Origin of the sequence: Nocardia sp. NPDC058658, from assembly GCF_042716665.1 — a bacterium.
In the GTDB taxonomy this organism is placed as follows: domain Bacteria; phylum Actinomycetota; class Actinomycetes; order Mycobacteriales; family Mycobacteriaceae; genus Nocardia.
The window spans coordinates 219006-235562 of the sequence record NZ_JBHXRR010000008.1; the positions used below are offsets into that span (position 1 = coordinate 219006).

Here is a 16557-nt window from a genome sequence, read left to right on the forward strand (position 1 = left end):
TGACCCAAAGGTGTTGTGATGGCACATCGCTCGATGCTCAATTGCACGCGGGCCCGGCTCGCCGAGTACGGGGTGCCCGAGCGGGTCGCGTTGCTGCATTCACCTGGGTTCGACGTCGCCTCCGGAGTGTTGTTCTGGGCGTTGCTGTGCGAAGGAACGCTGGTAGTCAATCCGGCACCGATGGTCGATGTCGCGGCCACCGTCGAGTTGGGGCACCGCGAACGCATCACCCACCTGGTGTACGCGGCCGGGTTGTATCCGCCGCTGCTGGAACGCCTTTCCAGTGATCCACCGACTTCGTTGACAACGGTGATGATCGGCAGCGAACGGTGGGGCCACACCGAGCAGCTGCCTGGAATTTCTGGCTGGTCGAGGCTGACGCCACCGTGATGCGCGATCACTGAATCCGGCAGCAACCGCGCTGCCCTGCAAAACCTCACAAAGGGGGCAGCGCGTCCGGTTGACCGCCCCGAGTTCCCGGGGCGGGCAACCGGACGCTATTGCTCGGTGATTTCAGCGGAGGATGGGCCCGGGCCCGCCACGGATCGACCAAAACTGGTTGACGTTGTTGAAACAGGTCCATTGCTGCAGGTGCGTGCCCTGTTTCGGGCGGTTCGCCAGCGACGGGTTCGGGTTGTGCGCGTCGAGGCACTTGCCGCTGTGGCGCGCGCGGATAGTGGTGGCGCTGCCGCAGAATGTCATTGGCTGGCAGTACGGGTCGCGGACGATCTCGGTGTACCAGCGCTGGCTGGCGCCGCCGTAGCAGTCGAAGGTTTGGATTCTGGCCCCGTCGTCGCCGCGGGCGTTGTTGACGTCGAGGCATTTGCCGGCGTGGCGGACCTTGATGAGGAAGTCGGAGTTCGGATTGTTCGGGTCGATGGGCACGAGGTCGAAGCGCTGGTTGGCGCCGCCCCAGTCCGACCACAGCACGGTGAAGGTGTTCGCGGTGGAACCGTTGGGGGCAGGGACGTCCACGACCAGCCCGGAATATTGGTTGGCGAGGATATACGGCTCGTCCTCGGCTGTGGCGACGGCGGGGGTCAACGCACCGAGTCCGATCACGAACCCGGTGAGCACGGCCACCCGGAAAATACGGTGCCGCAGGCAAGCTTTGGAAGTGGTGGACATTGTCGTACTCCGATACTGAGTTGGGGGTGCGGCGCGTTCGGCTATCCGCACTCACCGATGGTGCGAGTCCGCCGACACCGCTGACCAGGGTTGGCGCCAAGGCCATACCGGTCCATACACACCGACTCGTATGGACCGGTATGGCCTTGGCCGCAAGCCTGGTCAGGCCGTTTTTCACCTCCCACGATGGGTGACAGCGCGAGCTGCGCAGCCACATCCACCCGAACGAGGGAGAACCCCCATGTCCAACGATCGACCCGACCCACTCGAACGAGTCCTCGCACAATCGCGCCCCCAGCAAGGCGATGCGCCGACGCAGCTACACGACCCGGCCAACTTTCTGACCTTCGATCGCCACCCCTCCCCCGGCGCACCCGAGCCCACCGAAACGTTCGCCATCGCACCGGACGGTCGGCTGACGGTCACCGATCCCGAGACCGTGCTCGGCGTGGTCGTCTCTGCGGTTGAGCCGGTGACGCCCGCGGACATCGAGGCCGAACTCGCGCCGACCGACGATTCCAGCCCGGAGGGTTCGTCCTACATTCCGGACTGGACCGCGGTGTCGGCGATGCCGACCCTCGCGCCCGGTGTCGAGCAGCCCACCATCCTGCGCCGCAACGGGACCCGCGTCCGTCCCGAATGGGTGATCCCGCCCGACGCCCGGTCGCCGTACTACCCCAACGCCTACCCGTACTCATTGGTCGGGCGAATCTTCGTCTGGCCGGACGCGACCAGCCCGAACTGGAGTTGGTGGGGCACCGCGTCACTGCTGGGCGCGCGCACCATCCTCACGGCCAGCCACGTCGTGCCGTGGGGCTCGCCGAATTGGAAGGCGCTGTTCGTGCCCGCCTACTACGACGGCGCCTCGATCCACGGTGCGTGGGCGGCGTCGTGGGTGACCAACGCCCACGGCTACGCCAGCCATTCGCAGGGCGACGACATGGCGGTCATGCGCCTGCAAGTGCCGCTGGGCAGCAGCCTCGGCTTCTTCGGATTCCGGACCTACCACCCCGCCTGGCAAGACCAGAATGTCTGGACGCTGCCGGGCTATCCCTGGGACAAGGACTCGGGTAACCGACCCTGGCTGCATCTGAATTTCGCGATCATCGACGACGACAACGACGGCGCCGGTGTGGAACTCGAGTACCGGGCCGACACCGAAGGCGGGCAGAGCGGCGCACCGGTGTTCGCCTGGTTCAACGGATCTCCCGATGTGGTCGGCACGCACTCCGGTGGCGAGGACAACTTCGGCGAGCCTCGCCAGAACGTCGCCGCCGGTGGCAACGCGTTGACAAACTTGCTGCACTGGGCGCGCAACACCTGGCCGTGAACCGCCGACCGCGCGAGCAAACACTTCCATCAACACTGAGGCAACCATCATGAAACTCACCCTGTCCCCGACCTCGCGGCACAGCTGTGCCGACGCGCTGTGCCCGGTTCCGCTGTCGCCGCAGGCATTCAGCAAGCTGTATCTGCGCTATCTCGAACTCACCAGCACCCACCGACTCCCGGCCTCGACGACGTTCGAGCAGTACTACGAGTACTGGCGTTCGGGGCGTCGCGGCGAGAACATCGTCGGTCTCGACGACGGCTCCACTCGGCTCGTGCCGGGCAAAGCCAAGGAATTGATCGTGCGCCCCGACGTGGCGTTGCGCGGTGTCGTGCAGACGATCGTCTTGCTGGTCGACTTTCCCGACAAACCTCACGACCCCGCGCACAGCACCGGCTACTACGAGGCAATGCTGTTCAGCGACAACGCCTTTCCCACCGGAAGCATGCGTGACTACTACCGGAAGGTGAGCGGCTTCGACGCCGCGACCGAGAAGGGCATCGACATCCAAGGCACTGTGCACGGCTGGTTCCGCATGCCGCGGCCGCTGTCGTTCTATACCGACGGAACCTCGGGCACCGGCAACGGATTTCCGCGCAACGCCGCCGGAATGGCCCGCGACGCCGTCAACGCCGCCTTGGCCGAGGGCGTGGATTTCGGGCCCTACGATGTGCTCGGCGAGGACATCGTGACCGCGTTGTTCATCGTCCATGCCGGGCGCGGCGCGGAAGAGACCGGATCTGCCGACGACATCTGGAGCCTGAAATGGGCTATCCCGGGCAACGGCGTCAAGGTGAAGCCCGGCTTGTCGGTCACGACATTTCTGACCGTTCCCGAGGACTGCAACATGGGTGTGTGCGCCCACGAGTGGGGTCACCTCGCGGCGCGGTGGGCCGATTACTACGACACCGGCCAGAGCCCGAACTTCCGGTCGGCCGGGCTCGGTGACTACTGCCTTATGGCTGGGGGCAGTTGGGGCAATCACGGCATCACCCCGGTGTTTCCCAATGGGATGCTGCGAACGTTCCACGGCTGGATCGCGCCCCAGGTCGTGACGAAGACGACCGAGCGCATCGCGTTGAAGCCCGCTGCCGAAGGCGGCACGATGGTGTACATCCGAAATCCGGAACGGATGCCACGCGAAAGCCAGTACGTCGCGGTGGAATATCGTCGTCAATCCGGGCAGGACGCCTTCCTGCCCGACCAGGGCGTCGCGATCTACGTGGTCGACGAGGCCATCGCCGACGTCAACGACGAGCACGCGCTGGCCATCGAATTGATGCAGGCCGACGGCAAACGGGACCTGGCGGCGATCTTCCGCGGCGGAAACCGTGGCGACACCGACGACCTGTACCCCTTCGGAGCCAACAACACGATCGGCAAGCTCACCACGCCCCCGTTGAACATGCCGTCCGGAAAATGGTCCGGCATCACGATCACCGTCCACGGCACACCCGGCGACGACCAGATGCTCATCGATGTCGCCTTGGCCTGATCTCCGTATCGGCCGCGGGCAAGCCTGCCGCGGCCGATACGGCGAGTCGGCTCGGCGCGCCGCTGTGACCCGCGACCTGGTCTGATCCAGTACGGGCGACCAGCGAAAAGTGCTGTGCGCGTTGGCTACACTACGCTGGTGGGCGACCAACACTGCCACACCCCGGAATCCATCCGAACACGGGAAGACCTCGCCTCCGCGCTCGCCGACTTGCGCGAGTCCGCGGGCTTGACCGTGCGCCAGCTGGCCCAGAAATCGGGGGTTCCCCAGGGCACGATCGGCAGTTGGTCCGCCGGGCATCACGTCCCGACCAAAGCCAACGAACCCATGCTGCGGAAGATGTTGGGGGCGTGTGGCGTCACAGATTTCACCGAACAGACCGCGTGGCTGCACGCGGTCGAGAGAGTGCGCGCAACGGCCGGGCGCCGCACCGCTGCAAGCGAACCGCCGTACCTGGGTTTGCGGTCGTTCAGTGAGTCCGACGCCCAACGCTTCTTCGGCCGTGCCGAACTGACCGAACTCCTGCGGACACAGGTGATGGCTGCGATGGGCAACCAGGGCGCGGACCGGGTCCTGGTGGTGATCGGGGCATCAGGCTCGGGCAAATCATCACTGTTGCGCGCCGGATTGATACCGGCGCTGCGCCACGAACGCCTGGACGTCTGCCTCGTTCTCCCAGGTCGGCATCCGCTGGAATCCCTATGGGCAGTGCCTCATTCGACAGATGTCATCGTTGTCGACCAGTTCGAGGAAGCGTGGACCCTGTGCCCCGATGAGATCGAACGTCGAGGGTTCCTCGACGCCATCACCGGTGAGGATTCGGACCCGATCATCGTGCTCGGACTTCGGGCTGATTTCTTCGCCGCGGCCGCAGCCGAACCCGGTCTGCTCGCGGCCCTGAACGAACGTTCGACGGTGGTCGGCCCGCTCACCGCCTCGGCATTGCGCCACGTCATTGTCGAGCCGGCACGATCAGCCGGTTGCGATGTCGCGCCCGAAATGGTGAACCTGCTGCTCACCGAGCTGCGACCACACGGCACCGAGTACGCGCACGATGTCGGAGCTCTTCCGCTGCTGTCCCACGCCTTGCTCGAAACTTGGCGCAGGGCAGCCAGAAACACCCTCACCGTCGCCGACTACCAGGCGGTCGGCGGGATCGGTGGCGCGATCGAACAACGCGCCGAGCAACTGTTCGGACAGCTCACCGAACACCACCAGCACATCGCGCGCAAGCTGTTCCTACGGCTGGTCAACCTCGATGACCAGACCCACACCCGCCGACGGGTCCGGCGCTCGGAACTGCTGTTCGATGAAGATGCCGTCGACATGGTGCTCGACCAGTTCGCACACAGCCGATTGCTGACCGTCGAGGCACAGACCGTTTCCATCTCCCACGAAGCACTGATCGGCGCGTGGGAGCGTCTGACCGACTGGATGAACGCCGACCGTGAGGGTCTGATCCTGCATCGCCGGCTCACCCTCGCCGCCCAGAACTGGGACGACAGCGGGCGCGACCCGAGCGCACTACTCGGCGCGACCCGACTGCCGCCGATCCTGGAATGGGCCGAATGCGGCGACCATGACCACGAACTCAATGTGCTCGAACGTGAATTCCTCACCGCCAGTGTCGATCACAACCAGCGAGTCCGCGACGGCGAGCGCCGCCGCAGGCGTCGACTGCAGCAGATGGTGGCCGCGCTGGCGGTGTTGCTCGTTGTCGCGGTGACCGCGGCGCTGCTCGCCATCGCTTCGCGCGCGAGCGCGCGCCTGGCCCGCGATGAGGCCGTGTCACGTCAAGTCGCCGGCGCGGCGATCCGTCTGCGCGACACCGATCCGGCGTTGGCCGCGCAGCTGGCTTTGGCGGCCTACCGGATCAACCCGACGATCGAAGCGCGATCCGCCGTCCTCGACGCCTCAGCGGTCCACACCCCGGTCCGCCTCACCGGACCCCCGGGCAACACACTTGTCACCCCCGGCCCGGGCGATGCCCTGCTCGTCTGGGCGGCCGACGGTACCACGTCGCTGCTGCGGACCAGCGACGGCAAACCTCACCTGACCACCACGCCCCTGCCGACGATGGCGTCGCTGATCGCGATGGCACTCAGCCCGGACACCGGATTGCTGGCGCGTGCGAGCGATTCCACGATCGAACTCTGGAACGTCGGCAACTGGGATACGCCAACACTGTTGGGTGCCATCCCTGCGCAGGCCATCAAAAGCCTCGCCTTCGGTCCCGACGGCCGCACTGTGGTCGCGGGAACCGACGGGCCGGAGATCCGACGCTGGCAGATCGACGATCCCAGCCGACCCACCGAACTCGCGCCACTGCACCTTCCCGGCGGGCAAACCATCGTCGCGGTCGACGTGACCGGCAAACGCCTCGCCGCCGGCGGAAAGTTCCGCTCGCTGCGGGTATGGAACATTGCCGGCCCCGAAGCAACGCTGCTGCTCGATCTGCCACCTGACGGCCCCCTCGACACCATCCAAGCGGTGCAGTTCAGCCCGAACGGGTCGATGCTCGCGATCGGGACGCGCTCGTCACAGGTGCAGCGATGGCGATTCAACGACACGACTCCCCCGACCCAGCTACCGACGCTGGGCGGGTTCACCAGCTACGTCAACGACCTTGCCTTCAGCCCCGACGGAAACCGACTCGCGGCCGCGAGCTCCGACAACTCGATCCGAATCTGGACACTGGCCGACGACACGCTCGAGCTCAGCCTACCCAACCCCGCAGTTGTCGGGTCGGTCCGATTCGCCGGCAATGCCACCGTCGTGTCCGCCGGCGTCGACGGCACAACCAGGCTGTGGCCACTTCCAGCCGTGACACTGAGCGGAGCCCGCGCCAAGATCGAATTCATGGCGTTCAACGGTGCCGGCACCACACTGCTCGTCGGCCCCGGACGTGGCGAAACCCGTAGCTACCTTTGGGATCTCACCAATCCACGTACGCCGCAACCGATCCAACCTCTCGATATTCCTCACGACGACACTCCCACCGGAGCCGTCGCGATATCCCCGAACGGAACGCTGGCCGCTGTCGGCACCACCAGCGGACAGGTCTATCTGTGGGACATCAGCACGCGAAGCCTCCCCCGCTACATCACCGCGATCCAGGCCGTGCCATCGCTGGTCGCGACGCTGCTGTTCACCGCTGACGGAACCAAACTCATCGCGGGGAGCCAAGACCACCCGGTCATCACGATCTGGAACCTGACCAATCCGGTATCACCACAACGCCTTTCCTTGCTGGACACAGGACACAGTCGTCCGCGCGACATAGCCATCGACCAGAGCGCAACACTGCTGGCAGCAGGAACCAACGCCGACCTCGTCCAGCTATGGGATATCGGTGACCCCGCCAACCCACGGAACCTACTGTCACTCGACGACTTCGACGGCACCGTCAACAGGATCGCGATCAGCCCCGACGGCGCCGTCCTCGCCGCCAGCGGGCACGAACCAACCGTTCACCTGTTCGATGTCCGCGACCCTCGGAATCCACGGCCGGTCGCCCAGTTGATCGGCCCCGTCGAACCCGCCTACAGCCTGGCCTTCAGCCCGAACGGGCGTACCCTCGCACGCAGCGGCAACGGCGGAATCTGGCTATGGGATACATCGACCCCCAACCAACCTCATGTCCTGGCGAACCTCACCGCCGACCAAGGCCGCGTCAATGACGCGAAATTCGGACGAGACGGCCAATTCCTCACTGGTGCAGGAGAAAACAGGATCGTCCACCTCTGGACTACCGACCCGGACAAGGTCGCCGACGACATCTGCGTCAGCGGGAGCACGACACTGACCGCGACCGAATGGGAACGACACATCCCCGACTACCCGTCACGAAGCCTTTGCCCGACCTGACCACTCGTCCATCCGAGTCGCGACGTTGTCCGGTGTGACCCGCCAGGACTGGACCTTGGTGGCCGGATAGCGGCCGGGCACGACCAAGGTGGCCCTTCGTCGAAATTGTTGTCGGTCAGTGTATTTCGCTACCAGGTCAGTGACCTGAACGGATGGCCGAGGAGGGTCGGTGGTCAGTACTATTCGAGGATCATTGCCCCGGAGAGGGCAGGCTCTGTCCACGCCGAGATTCCGGGATGATCATGTCTGCACCAAGCGAAAACGGTTCGCCCACACTGATCTCCGACGAAGAGTTCGGTGCGCGGTTCGTCGCGGCGGCGGTGACCCCGGCACGGATCGACGCGGCGGTGTCGCGGCTGGTCGGTCACGGGATCGATATGGGGACCTTCGCCGTCGGGCCGGGCAAGGTCGCGAAGGCTACGGTGCGTGGTGAGGTCGATGCACCGATCGTCGCCGCTACCGCGTCGGCGGTGGTGTTCGAGCTGCGACTGCCGGTTCGGCTCGATATCTCGATCGCGCTCAGTACGCGGACCCTGCGGCTCGCCGCGACGGTCGATATCGATCTGACCTTGCGCGCGCGGACCGCCGATCCGCTACTCGTCGTCATCGATATCGCGCCGGTCACGCGCCACGATGTCAGCCGACCCGTCATCGAGGTGGAGTCCGCCGATACCGAAGCGCGCACACTCGTCGGACCGATGGCGAAGCTGGTCCGCGACGATATCCCCGACCGGCTCAACGCGCTACTGGCCGACCCGGCGGCCCGGCGGGCTCGGGTGTTCGATATCGGCGCGATCGTCGACGGAACCCCGACCGAACACCACGATCTCACCGCGTTCGACTGGATCGACGACGCGGAGTTCGGCCGCCGTTTGCTGCCGCGGATCGTGACAACCCAGCAGATCGCCGCGGTGGCCGCACAGCTGTCGGGGCGGGTTGTCACCGTGGGCCCGGAGCAGGTCGGGCCGCGCGGTACGGCCCGGGTGTCGGCACGTGGCACTGTTCGGATGCCGCGGATCACCAGGCGAACCGGCGCGGACTCCGTCACCTTCGACCTGGTCGTTCCTGTCGTTCTCGAGGTCGTCGTCACCGGACTGGGAACCAACCGCTATCACGCCGAGGTGGACATCGCGCTGGAATTGCGGGCGCGCACGGCGGCCCCGTTGCTGATCGTCGTCGAGGTCGATCCGCCGCGCAGCGATCAGATCGCGGTCCAGTTGCGTGCCGAAGGGATGCGCGCGCGGACGCTCGGCACGCTCGGTGGGGTGCGGCGCCGCATCGCCGAGCAGGCGTCGGCGGCGGTGAGCCGACACCTGGCCGATCCGGCGGCGCGCGTCGTCGATGTCGAGGCCCGCATTTCCGCGCACGCACCCGAGGCGCCCGTGATCGCGCGACGGGGCTGACTAGCGGGGGGCTTCGACCGACCACTCGGCCAGGATGTGGTCGGCCAGCTCGACCGGTGTCGGATACTCGAGCACCAGACTCGTCAGCAACGGCATCCCGACCGCCGAGCGCAGACTGCTCATCAGCGCGATCGCGCCCATGGAGTCCAGACCCATACCCTCGAACAGACCGTCCGGGTCGATGTCACCGGGATCGGGGTAGGACATGATGTGGGCCGCCTCCGTCCTGATCAGGGTGATCAGCGCGGAGCGGCGTTCCAGGATGTCCAGTTCGGCGATCGCGCCGAACTGCCGGTGTTCATCGCCTCGACGGCTCAGCGGCGACGGACCCCGCTCGTCGTCGACGCTGCCGGACCCCGCGCGAACAGCGGCGGGCTCCGAGCCGGCGAGCCAGTAGCGGCGGTGCTGGAACGCGTAGGTGGGCAACGGGATTCGGCGCGCGCGCGAGTCCGCGAACACCTGATCCCACTGCATATCCGCGCCCGCCGCGACCATACGCCCCAATGCCTCCAGCAGGCAGACCTGCTCGGCACCGTCCTGACGCAGGACGGCGACCGCCGTCGCGGGCCCCGACAGGGTCTGCTCGATCGCCGCGGTGAGTCCGCTGGTCGGCCCGAGTTCGAGGAATCTGGTCACGCCCGCCGATTCCAGGAATCGCACGCTGTCGGCGAATCGCACGGTTTCGCGTGCCTGCCTGGTCCAGTACCGCGCCGAACCGAAGTCGTCGGCGGCGGGCGCCCCGGTCAGTGTGGAGACGAGCGGAATCAGCGGGGCGGCGACCGCGACGGTGGCGGCGAGGTCACCGAATTCGGCGAGTATCGGTTCAATCCCCGGTGAGTGGAACGCGTGCGACATCGGCAGGCGGCGAACTCGGCGGTCCATGGCACGCAACCGGTCGGCGATCGTGTCGACCTCGGGTGCGGAACCGGCGATCACCACCGACAGTGGTCCATTGACCGCGGCGATCGCTACTTCGTCGACGAGCAGCGAACGGACCTCGTTCTCGCCGGCCCGCACCGCGAGCATGACCCCGCCATCGGGCAGGGCACCCATCAGTCGGCCTCTGGCCGCGACCAGGAAGGCCGCGTCGCGCAGTGACAACACACCCGCGACATGGGCGGCGGCCAACTCGCCCACCGAGTGACCCAGCACGAAGTCCGGTCGCAGGCCCCACTGTCGCAGCAGGCCGAACAGGGCCACTTCGACCGCGAACAGGGCGGGTTGCGCGAATTCGGTACTGTCGAGCAGCTTTTCGTCCGCGCCCCAGAGGACCTCACGCAGTGGCCGGGCGAGATGGTTGTCGAGTTCGTCGAGCACGGCGTCGAAAGCCTCGGCGAAGGCCGGAACGCTCGCGTGCAACTGCGCGCCCATACCGAGCCAGTGCGAACCCTGTCCGGGGAAGACGAACGCGGTCTTGCCCGCGACCCGCGCGGGTGATCGTGGCATGTCGACGCCGGGGCCGTGCTCGACCAGGTCGGTCAGGGCGCGCAGCAGTTCGTCGCGGTCCTCGCCGACCACCACGGCCCGATGGTCGAATACCGTCCGATGGGCCAGCGAGAACCCGATATCGACGGGGGTGTCGTGCGGGTGGCGGCGCACATGTGCGAGCAGTCGAGCGGCCTGCCCGGTCAGGGCCGCGGCGGATTTGCCCGACACCAACCAGGGCACGACACCAGCGCTCGCCCCGCTGTCCTCGGGCGCAGTGATGGTGGAGGGCCGCGAATGCTGTTGCACCGGAGCCTGTTCCAGGATCACGTGGGCGTTGGTGCCGCTGATCCCGAATGACGAGACCCCCGCGCGGCGCGGCCCACCGGTCTCCGGCCACGCGCGCGGGGTGGTCAACAACTCGACCGCACCCGTTGACCAATCCAGGTGTGGGTTGGGCGAATCCACATGCAGGGTCGCGGGCAGGACCCCGTACCGCATCGCCTGGACCATCTTGATCACCCCCGCCATGCCCGCCGCGGCCTGTGTGTGGCCGATGTTGGATTTCACCGATCCCAGCCACAGCGGTCGCTCGCCCGCTCGTTCTCGACCGTAGGTCGCCAACAGTGCCTGCGCCTCGATCGGGTCGCCCAGCGCGGTGCCGGTGCCGTGTGCTTCGACCGCGTCGATGTCGGCGGCCGCCAGGCCCGCGTTGGCCAGTGCGGCCCGGATGACCCGTTGCTGGGCGGGCCCGTTGGGTGCGGTCAGCCCATTCGAGGCGCCGTCCTGATTCAGCGCCGAACCGCGCACGACCGCCAGCACCTCGTGCCCGAGCCGTTGCGCGTCCGAGAGCCGTTCGACCACGAGCACACCGACACCCTCGGCGAATCCCATGCCGTCGGCCGCAGCGGCGAAGGCCTTGCAGCGACCGTCGGGCGCCACCACGCGCTGCCTGCTGAACTCGACGAAGACCTGCGGGGTGGACAACACGGTGACGCCACCGGCGAGGGCCATGTCGCATTCGCCCAACCGCAACGACTGGACCGCCGAATGCAGGGCGACCAGCGATGACGAGCAGGCCGTGTCCACCGACACCGCAGGCCCTTCCAGCCCGAGTGTGTACGACACGCGACCCGAGGCCACACTCGACGCCGAGCCGATCACCCGATATCCCTCGCCCTCGGTCGTCCCGGCGCCGTAGCCCTGGGTGATGATCCCGGTGAAGACGCCCGTCGCGGTGCCACGCAGAAGGTTTGGGTCGATTCCTCCGTGCTCGAGGGCTTCCCATGACACCTCGAGCAGCATCCGCTGCTGGGGGTCCATCGCGAGCGCCTCGGCGGGCGAGATCCCGAAGAAGCCGGCGTCGAAGCCCGCGATGTCGTCAAGGAACGCGCCCGCGCGCGTGGACGACTTCCCGACCGCGGCGGGGTCGGGGTCGAACAGGTCGGCCAGCTCCCAGCCTCGATCATCGGGGAACCCCGTGACGGCGTCGTCGCCGCGACTCATCAGGTCCCACAGGTCTTCCGGCGACCGCACGCCCCCGGCGAATCGGCAGCCCATTCCCACGATCGCGATCGGCTCGTGCGCCGTCACGGGTGCCGGCGCCTGCGGTTGCGCGAGGTCCCGCGCGCCGCTGATCTCCTGCCGCAGGTGCTGGGCGAGCGTGTCCGGGGTGGGGAAATCGAAGATGAGGGCCGAGGACACCGCGAGTCCGGTGGCGGCTTTGATCCGGTTGCTGAATTCGATGGCGGACAGTGATCGGAATCCCAGGTCCTGGAAGGTGGTTGCCGGGTCGATGTCGTCGGGGCCGTCGTGGCCGAGGACGACGGCCGCGTGCGACTGGACCAGCCGCAAGACGACGCCGTGCTGGTGTTCCTCGGAGAGTCCGCGCAGGCGCCGGGTCAGCGCCGGCTCGGCGGGCTCGGTGTCGGGTGCGCGGTCCGCGTCGCGAGCCAGGTCGGCGAACAGGGTGGAGCCGACGCCCGCTGCGGCTTGGGATCTGATGCGGGTGAGATCGAGGCGGGCCGGGGCCAGACAGGGGCGGTCGGTCCGCAGTGCCGCGTCGAACAGGGCGACGGCTTCCCGAGAAGGCATGGCCACCAACCCGATTCGGCCGATCTGGGTCATGTCCTCGGCCTGGAGGTGCCCGGTCATACCACTGGCCTGTGCCCACAGACCCCAGGCGAGCGAGACACCGGCCAGGCCGTGCGCGCGTCGGTGGGTGGCCAGGCCGTCGAGGAAGGCGTTGGCGGCGGCGTAGTTGCCCTGTCCGGGGGCGCCGACAAGGGCGGCCATCGAGGAGAACAGGACGAAGGCGGACAGGTTCAGGTGGCGGGTCAGTTCGTGGAGGTGCCAGGCGGCGTCGGCTTTCGTCCGCAGTACTCGTTCGACGTGGTCGGGGGTCAGTGACTCGATCACGGCGTCGTCGAGGGTTCCCGCGGCGTGGATGACCGCTGTCAGCGGGGCGTCAGCGGGGATTTCGGACAGCAGTTGGGCCAGGGCGTCGCGGTCCGAGACGTCGCACGCGGCGACTCGAACCTGTGCGCCGAGCCCGGCGAGTTCCGCGACGAGGGCGGTGGCGCCCTCGGCGTGTCGACCACTTCGGCTGACCAGCAACAGGTTTCGCGCACCGTGCGCGGTGACCAGGTGTCGGGCGAGCGCAGCGCCCGCCATGCCGGTGCCGCCGGTGATCAACACCGTGCCCGCCGGGTCGATTCCGGTGGCGCTCGGGTCAGGCTCTGCGGGCGCCGGGGTCAGTCGGGCGGTGTGGGTGATGCCGTGGCGGATGAGTAGCTGCGGTTCGCCGACCGCGAGAACGGCCGCCGGGTCGACCTCGGAGTCGGTGTCCACCAGCACTATTCGGCCGGGGTGCTCGGTGTGTGCCGACCGCGCCAAGCCCCAGACCGCCGCACCGGCCAGGTCGGTGACGTCCTCCCCTGGTAGGGCGACGGCGCCGCGTGTCACCACGATCAGGGTGCCCGAATCATGGTGTGTCAGAAAGGCTTGTATGAATTCCAAGGCTCGAACGACCCCGGTGTGGACATCGGTGATGACGTCACCACCGTGCGCGCCGACTGCCATCACCACCGTGTCCGGGGTGCGTCGCGGTTGTCCGTCGACGGTGGTCGCGGGCGACCACCGCACCGCGAAGAGCGCGTCGGTGTCGCCGGACGATCCGGCGCCGCCGGCACCCGCACCCGTCGCGCCACCACCCGCCAGCCAGTACCTGCGGCGCTGGAACGCGTACGTGGGCAGCGGAATACGGCGCGGCGCGGAATCGGTGAAGACGGCATTCCAGGAGACACCGACGCCGCGAACATACGCCTGTGCGGCGGAGAACAGGAATCGGTCGAGCCCGCCCTCGCCGCGTGCGAGGGAGGCGACCACCACGGCGTCGGTGTCGTCGACATTGCGTTCGGTGCTCGCCAGCAGGACCGGGTGCGGGCTCGTTTCGACGAACACCCGGTACCCCTCGGCGCGTGCCGCCCCGATCGCGGCCTCGAACTCGACCGGTTGCCGACAATTGCGATACCAGTATTCCCCGTCCAAATCCGCAGTGTCGCAGAGGTTTCCGGTGACAGTGGAGTAGAATTCGATGGTCGAGGAGCGGGGTTCGATTCCCGACAGGACGGTGAGCAGTTCGTCGCGGAACGCTTCGACCTGGCTCGAGTGGGAAGCGTAGGCCGCGTCGAGCCGCCGCGCGCGAATACCCTGGCTCTCGCAGCGGGCGAGCAGTTCCTCGAGGGCCGTCGCGGTGCCGGAGACGGTGACCGCGACGCTGCTGTTGACAGCGGCGATACTGAGCGCCGTACCCCAGTCGCCGATGAGTTCGACGGCCTGTTGCTTGCCGCAGGCCAGTGTCATGAGTCCGCCGCCACCGCGCAACGGCACCGCCAGTTGGCAGCGCAGGGCGACGATGCGGGCGGCGTCACGCAGCGACAGCGCGCCCGCGATGTAGGCGGCCGCGATCTCCCCCTGGGAGTGTCCGATCACCGCGTCGGGTCGCACACCGAGGGATTCCCACAGTTTGGCCAACGCCACCATCACCGTGAACAGAACCGGCTGGACGACGTCCATTCGTTCCAGCTCCGGTGCGGTGTCGCTGCCGCGCAGCACGTCGATGACCGACCAGTCCACGTATTCGGCGAGGGCATCGGCGCAGGCGTTGACGTGCTCGGCGAACACCGGCGAGGTGTCGAGCAGGGCCACGCCCATGCCCAGCCACTGCGAGCCCTGTCCCGGGAAGATGAACAGGGTGCGGCCCCTGGAGTCGGCGCGGCCGTAGGCGAGGTCGCGGCCGGGCTCGTCGTCGAGGAATCCGGCCAGTCCCCGGATCAGCTGGTCGCGGTCGGCGCCGACCACCACGGCTCGATGCTCGAACGCGGCCCGGTTGGCGAGCGAGAACCCGATATCGGACGCGCGCAGGTCGGGTTGCTCCCGCGCGTACGTCAGCAGCCGTTGAGCTTGACCCGCCAACGCATCGGCGGTCCTGCCCGACAACACCCACGGCACGACGAACTGTCCGCCCTCTGCCGTCCGTGCCTGCTCACCCGGCGCCTGCTCCAAGATCACATGCGCGTTCGTCCCGCTGATCCCGAACGACGAAACACCCGCCCGCCGCGACCTACCGCCCTCCGGCCACACCCGCTCCTCGACCAACAACTCCACCCCGCCCGCGGACCAATCCACATACGGGCTGGGCGAATCCACATGCAGGGTCGCGGGCAAGACCCCGTGCCGCATGGCCTGGACCATCTTGATCACCCCGGCCATCCCGGCGGCGGCTTGCGTATGGCCGATATTGGATTTCACCGACCCCAACCACAGCGGACGACCTTCGGCGCGGTCACGCCCATAGGTCGCCAACAACGCCTGCGCCTCGATCGGGTCGCCCAACGCGGTCCCGGTGCCATGCGCCTCGACCACATCCACCTCCGAGGCCACCAACCCCGCGTTCGCCAGCGCCGCCCGGATCACCCGCTGCTGCGACGGACCGTTCGGCGCGGTCAACCCGTTGGACGCACCGTCCTGATTCACCGCCGAACCCCGCACCACCGCCAGCACCTCGTGCCCGAGCCGCCGCGCATCCGACAGCCGCTCCACCACCAGCACACCCACGCCCTCGGCGAAGCCCGTCCCATCCGCCGCCGCCGCGAACGCCTTGCACCGCCCATCCGTGGCCAACACCCGCTGCCGACTGAACTCCGCGAACACACCCGGGTTCGCCATCACCGTGATGCCGGCGGCCAGGGCCAGCTCGCATTCCCCGAGCCGCAGCGACTGCACCGCCGAATGCAAGGCCACCAGCGACGACGAGCAGGCGGTGTCCACCGACACCGCGGGTCCTTCCAAGCCGAGTGCGTAGGCCACTCGGCCCGACACCACGCTCGTGGTCTGCCCGGTCCCGATGAGCCCTTCCGTATCGACCCCGTAGCCCTGGGCGATGACGCCCGCGAAGACACCGGTCCGGGTTCCACGCAGGGTGTGCGGGTCTATTCCCGCGTGCTCGAGGGCTTCCCACGACACTTCGAGCAGCAACCGCTGCTGCGGGTCCATCGTGAGCGCCTCGGCGGGTGAGATCCCGAAGAAACCGGCGTCGAATCCGGCGACGTCGTCGAGGAATCCGCCCGCGCGCTCGTACGGTGTCGCGGCGGTCGGATCGAAGACGTCATCGAGTTCCCAGCCGCGATCGTCGGGGAATTTCGCCACAACGTCGGCGCGTCGGGAAACCAGATCCCACAGGTCCTCCGGTGTCGAGACCCCGCCGGGAAAGCGGCAGCCCATCCCCACGATCACGATGGGGTCCGAGGTTCGGGCGGCGAGCGCCTCGTTCTGCTGCTCGAGTCGGTTGATGTGGATGAGTGCCTTGCGCAATGCCTCGGTCGCTTGATCGAGCTTTGACGTCATGT

General features: G+C 67.7%; 7 protein-coding genes. 5 read left to right on the plus strand and 2 right to left on the minus strand.

What is annotated here, in order from left to right; all coding sequences use genetic code 11:
- Nucleotides 1–15 precede the first annotated feature (15 nt).
- A complete protein-coding gene (locus tag ACFWUP_RS15210) occupies nt 16–390 on the plus strand; it encodes a hypothetical protein (RefSeq protein WP_379234571.1) in 375 nt (124 codons plus the stop codon).
- A gap of 123 nt (nt 391–513) precedes the next feature.
- Here ACFWUP_RS15210 and ACFWUP_RS15215 read toward each other — a convergent pair whose 3' ends face one another.
- Nucleotides 514–1083: an RICIN domain-containing protein gene (locus ACFWUP_RS15215; protein ID WP_379234573.1), complete on the minus strand. Its 570-nt coding sequence runs from the start codon at nt 1081–1083 to the stop codon at nt 514–516.
- A 286-nt stretch (nt 1084–1369) separates the two neighbouring features.
- Here ACFWUP_RS15215 and ACFWUP_RS15220 point away from each other — a divergent pair, with 286 nt between their 5' ends.
- The 4 genes from ACFWUP_RS15220 (at nt 1370) to ACFWUP_RS15235 (ending at nt 9223) form a co-directional block, all read left to right on the plus strand.
- Complete coding sequence (locus ACFWUP_RS15220; RefSeq protein WP_379234575.1) at nt 1370–2458, plus strand: trypsin-like serine peptidase; 1089 nt, start codon at nt 1370–1372, stop codon at nt 2456–2458.
- Nucleotides 2459–2507: 49 nt separating this feature from the next.
- Nucleotides 2508–3953 carry a M6 family metalloprotease domain-containing protein gene (locus ACFWUP_RS15225; RefSeq protein ID WP_379234577.1) on the plus strand — a complete coding sequence of 482 codons (1446 nt, stop codon included), beginning with the start codon at nt 2508–2510 and terminating at the stop codon, nt 3951–3953.
- 138 nt (nt 3954–4091) lie between these two features.
- Nucleotides 4092–7820: a helix-turn-helix domain-containing protein gene (locus tag ACFWUP_RS15230; protein WP_379234579.1), complete on the plus strand. Its 3729-nt coding sequence runs from the start codon at nt 4092–4094 to the stop codon at nt 7818–7820.
- Between the two features lie 242 nt (nt 7821–8062).
- A complete protein-coding gene (locus tag ACFWUP_RS15235; protein ID WP_379234581.1) occupies nt 8063–9223 on the plus strand; it encodes a hypothetical protein in 1161 nt (386 codons plus the stop codon).
- On the opposite strand, the gene ACFWUP_RS15240 is transcribed toward ACFWUP_RS15235, so the two are convergent.
- Nucleotides 9224–16555 (minus strand): SDR family NAD(P)-dependent oxidoreductase, encoded by a 7332-nt coding sequence (locus ACFWUP_RS15240; RefSeq protein ID WP_379234583.1) that lies wholly within the window; start codon nt 16553–16555, stop codon nt 9224–9226.
- Nucleotides 16556–16557: the final 2 nt, after the last annotated feature.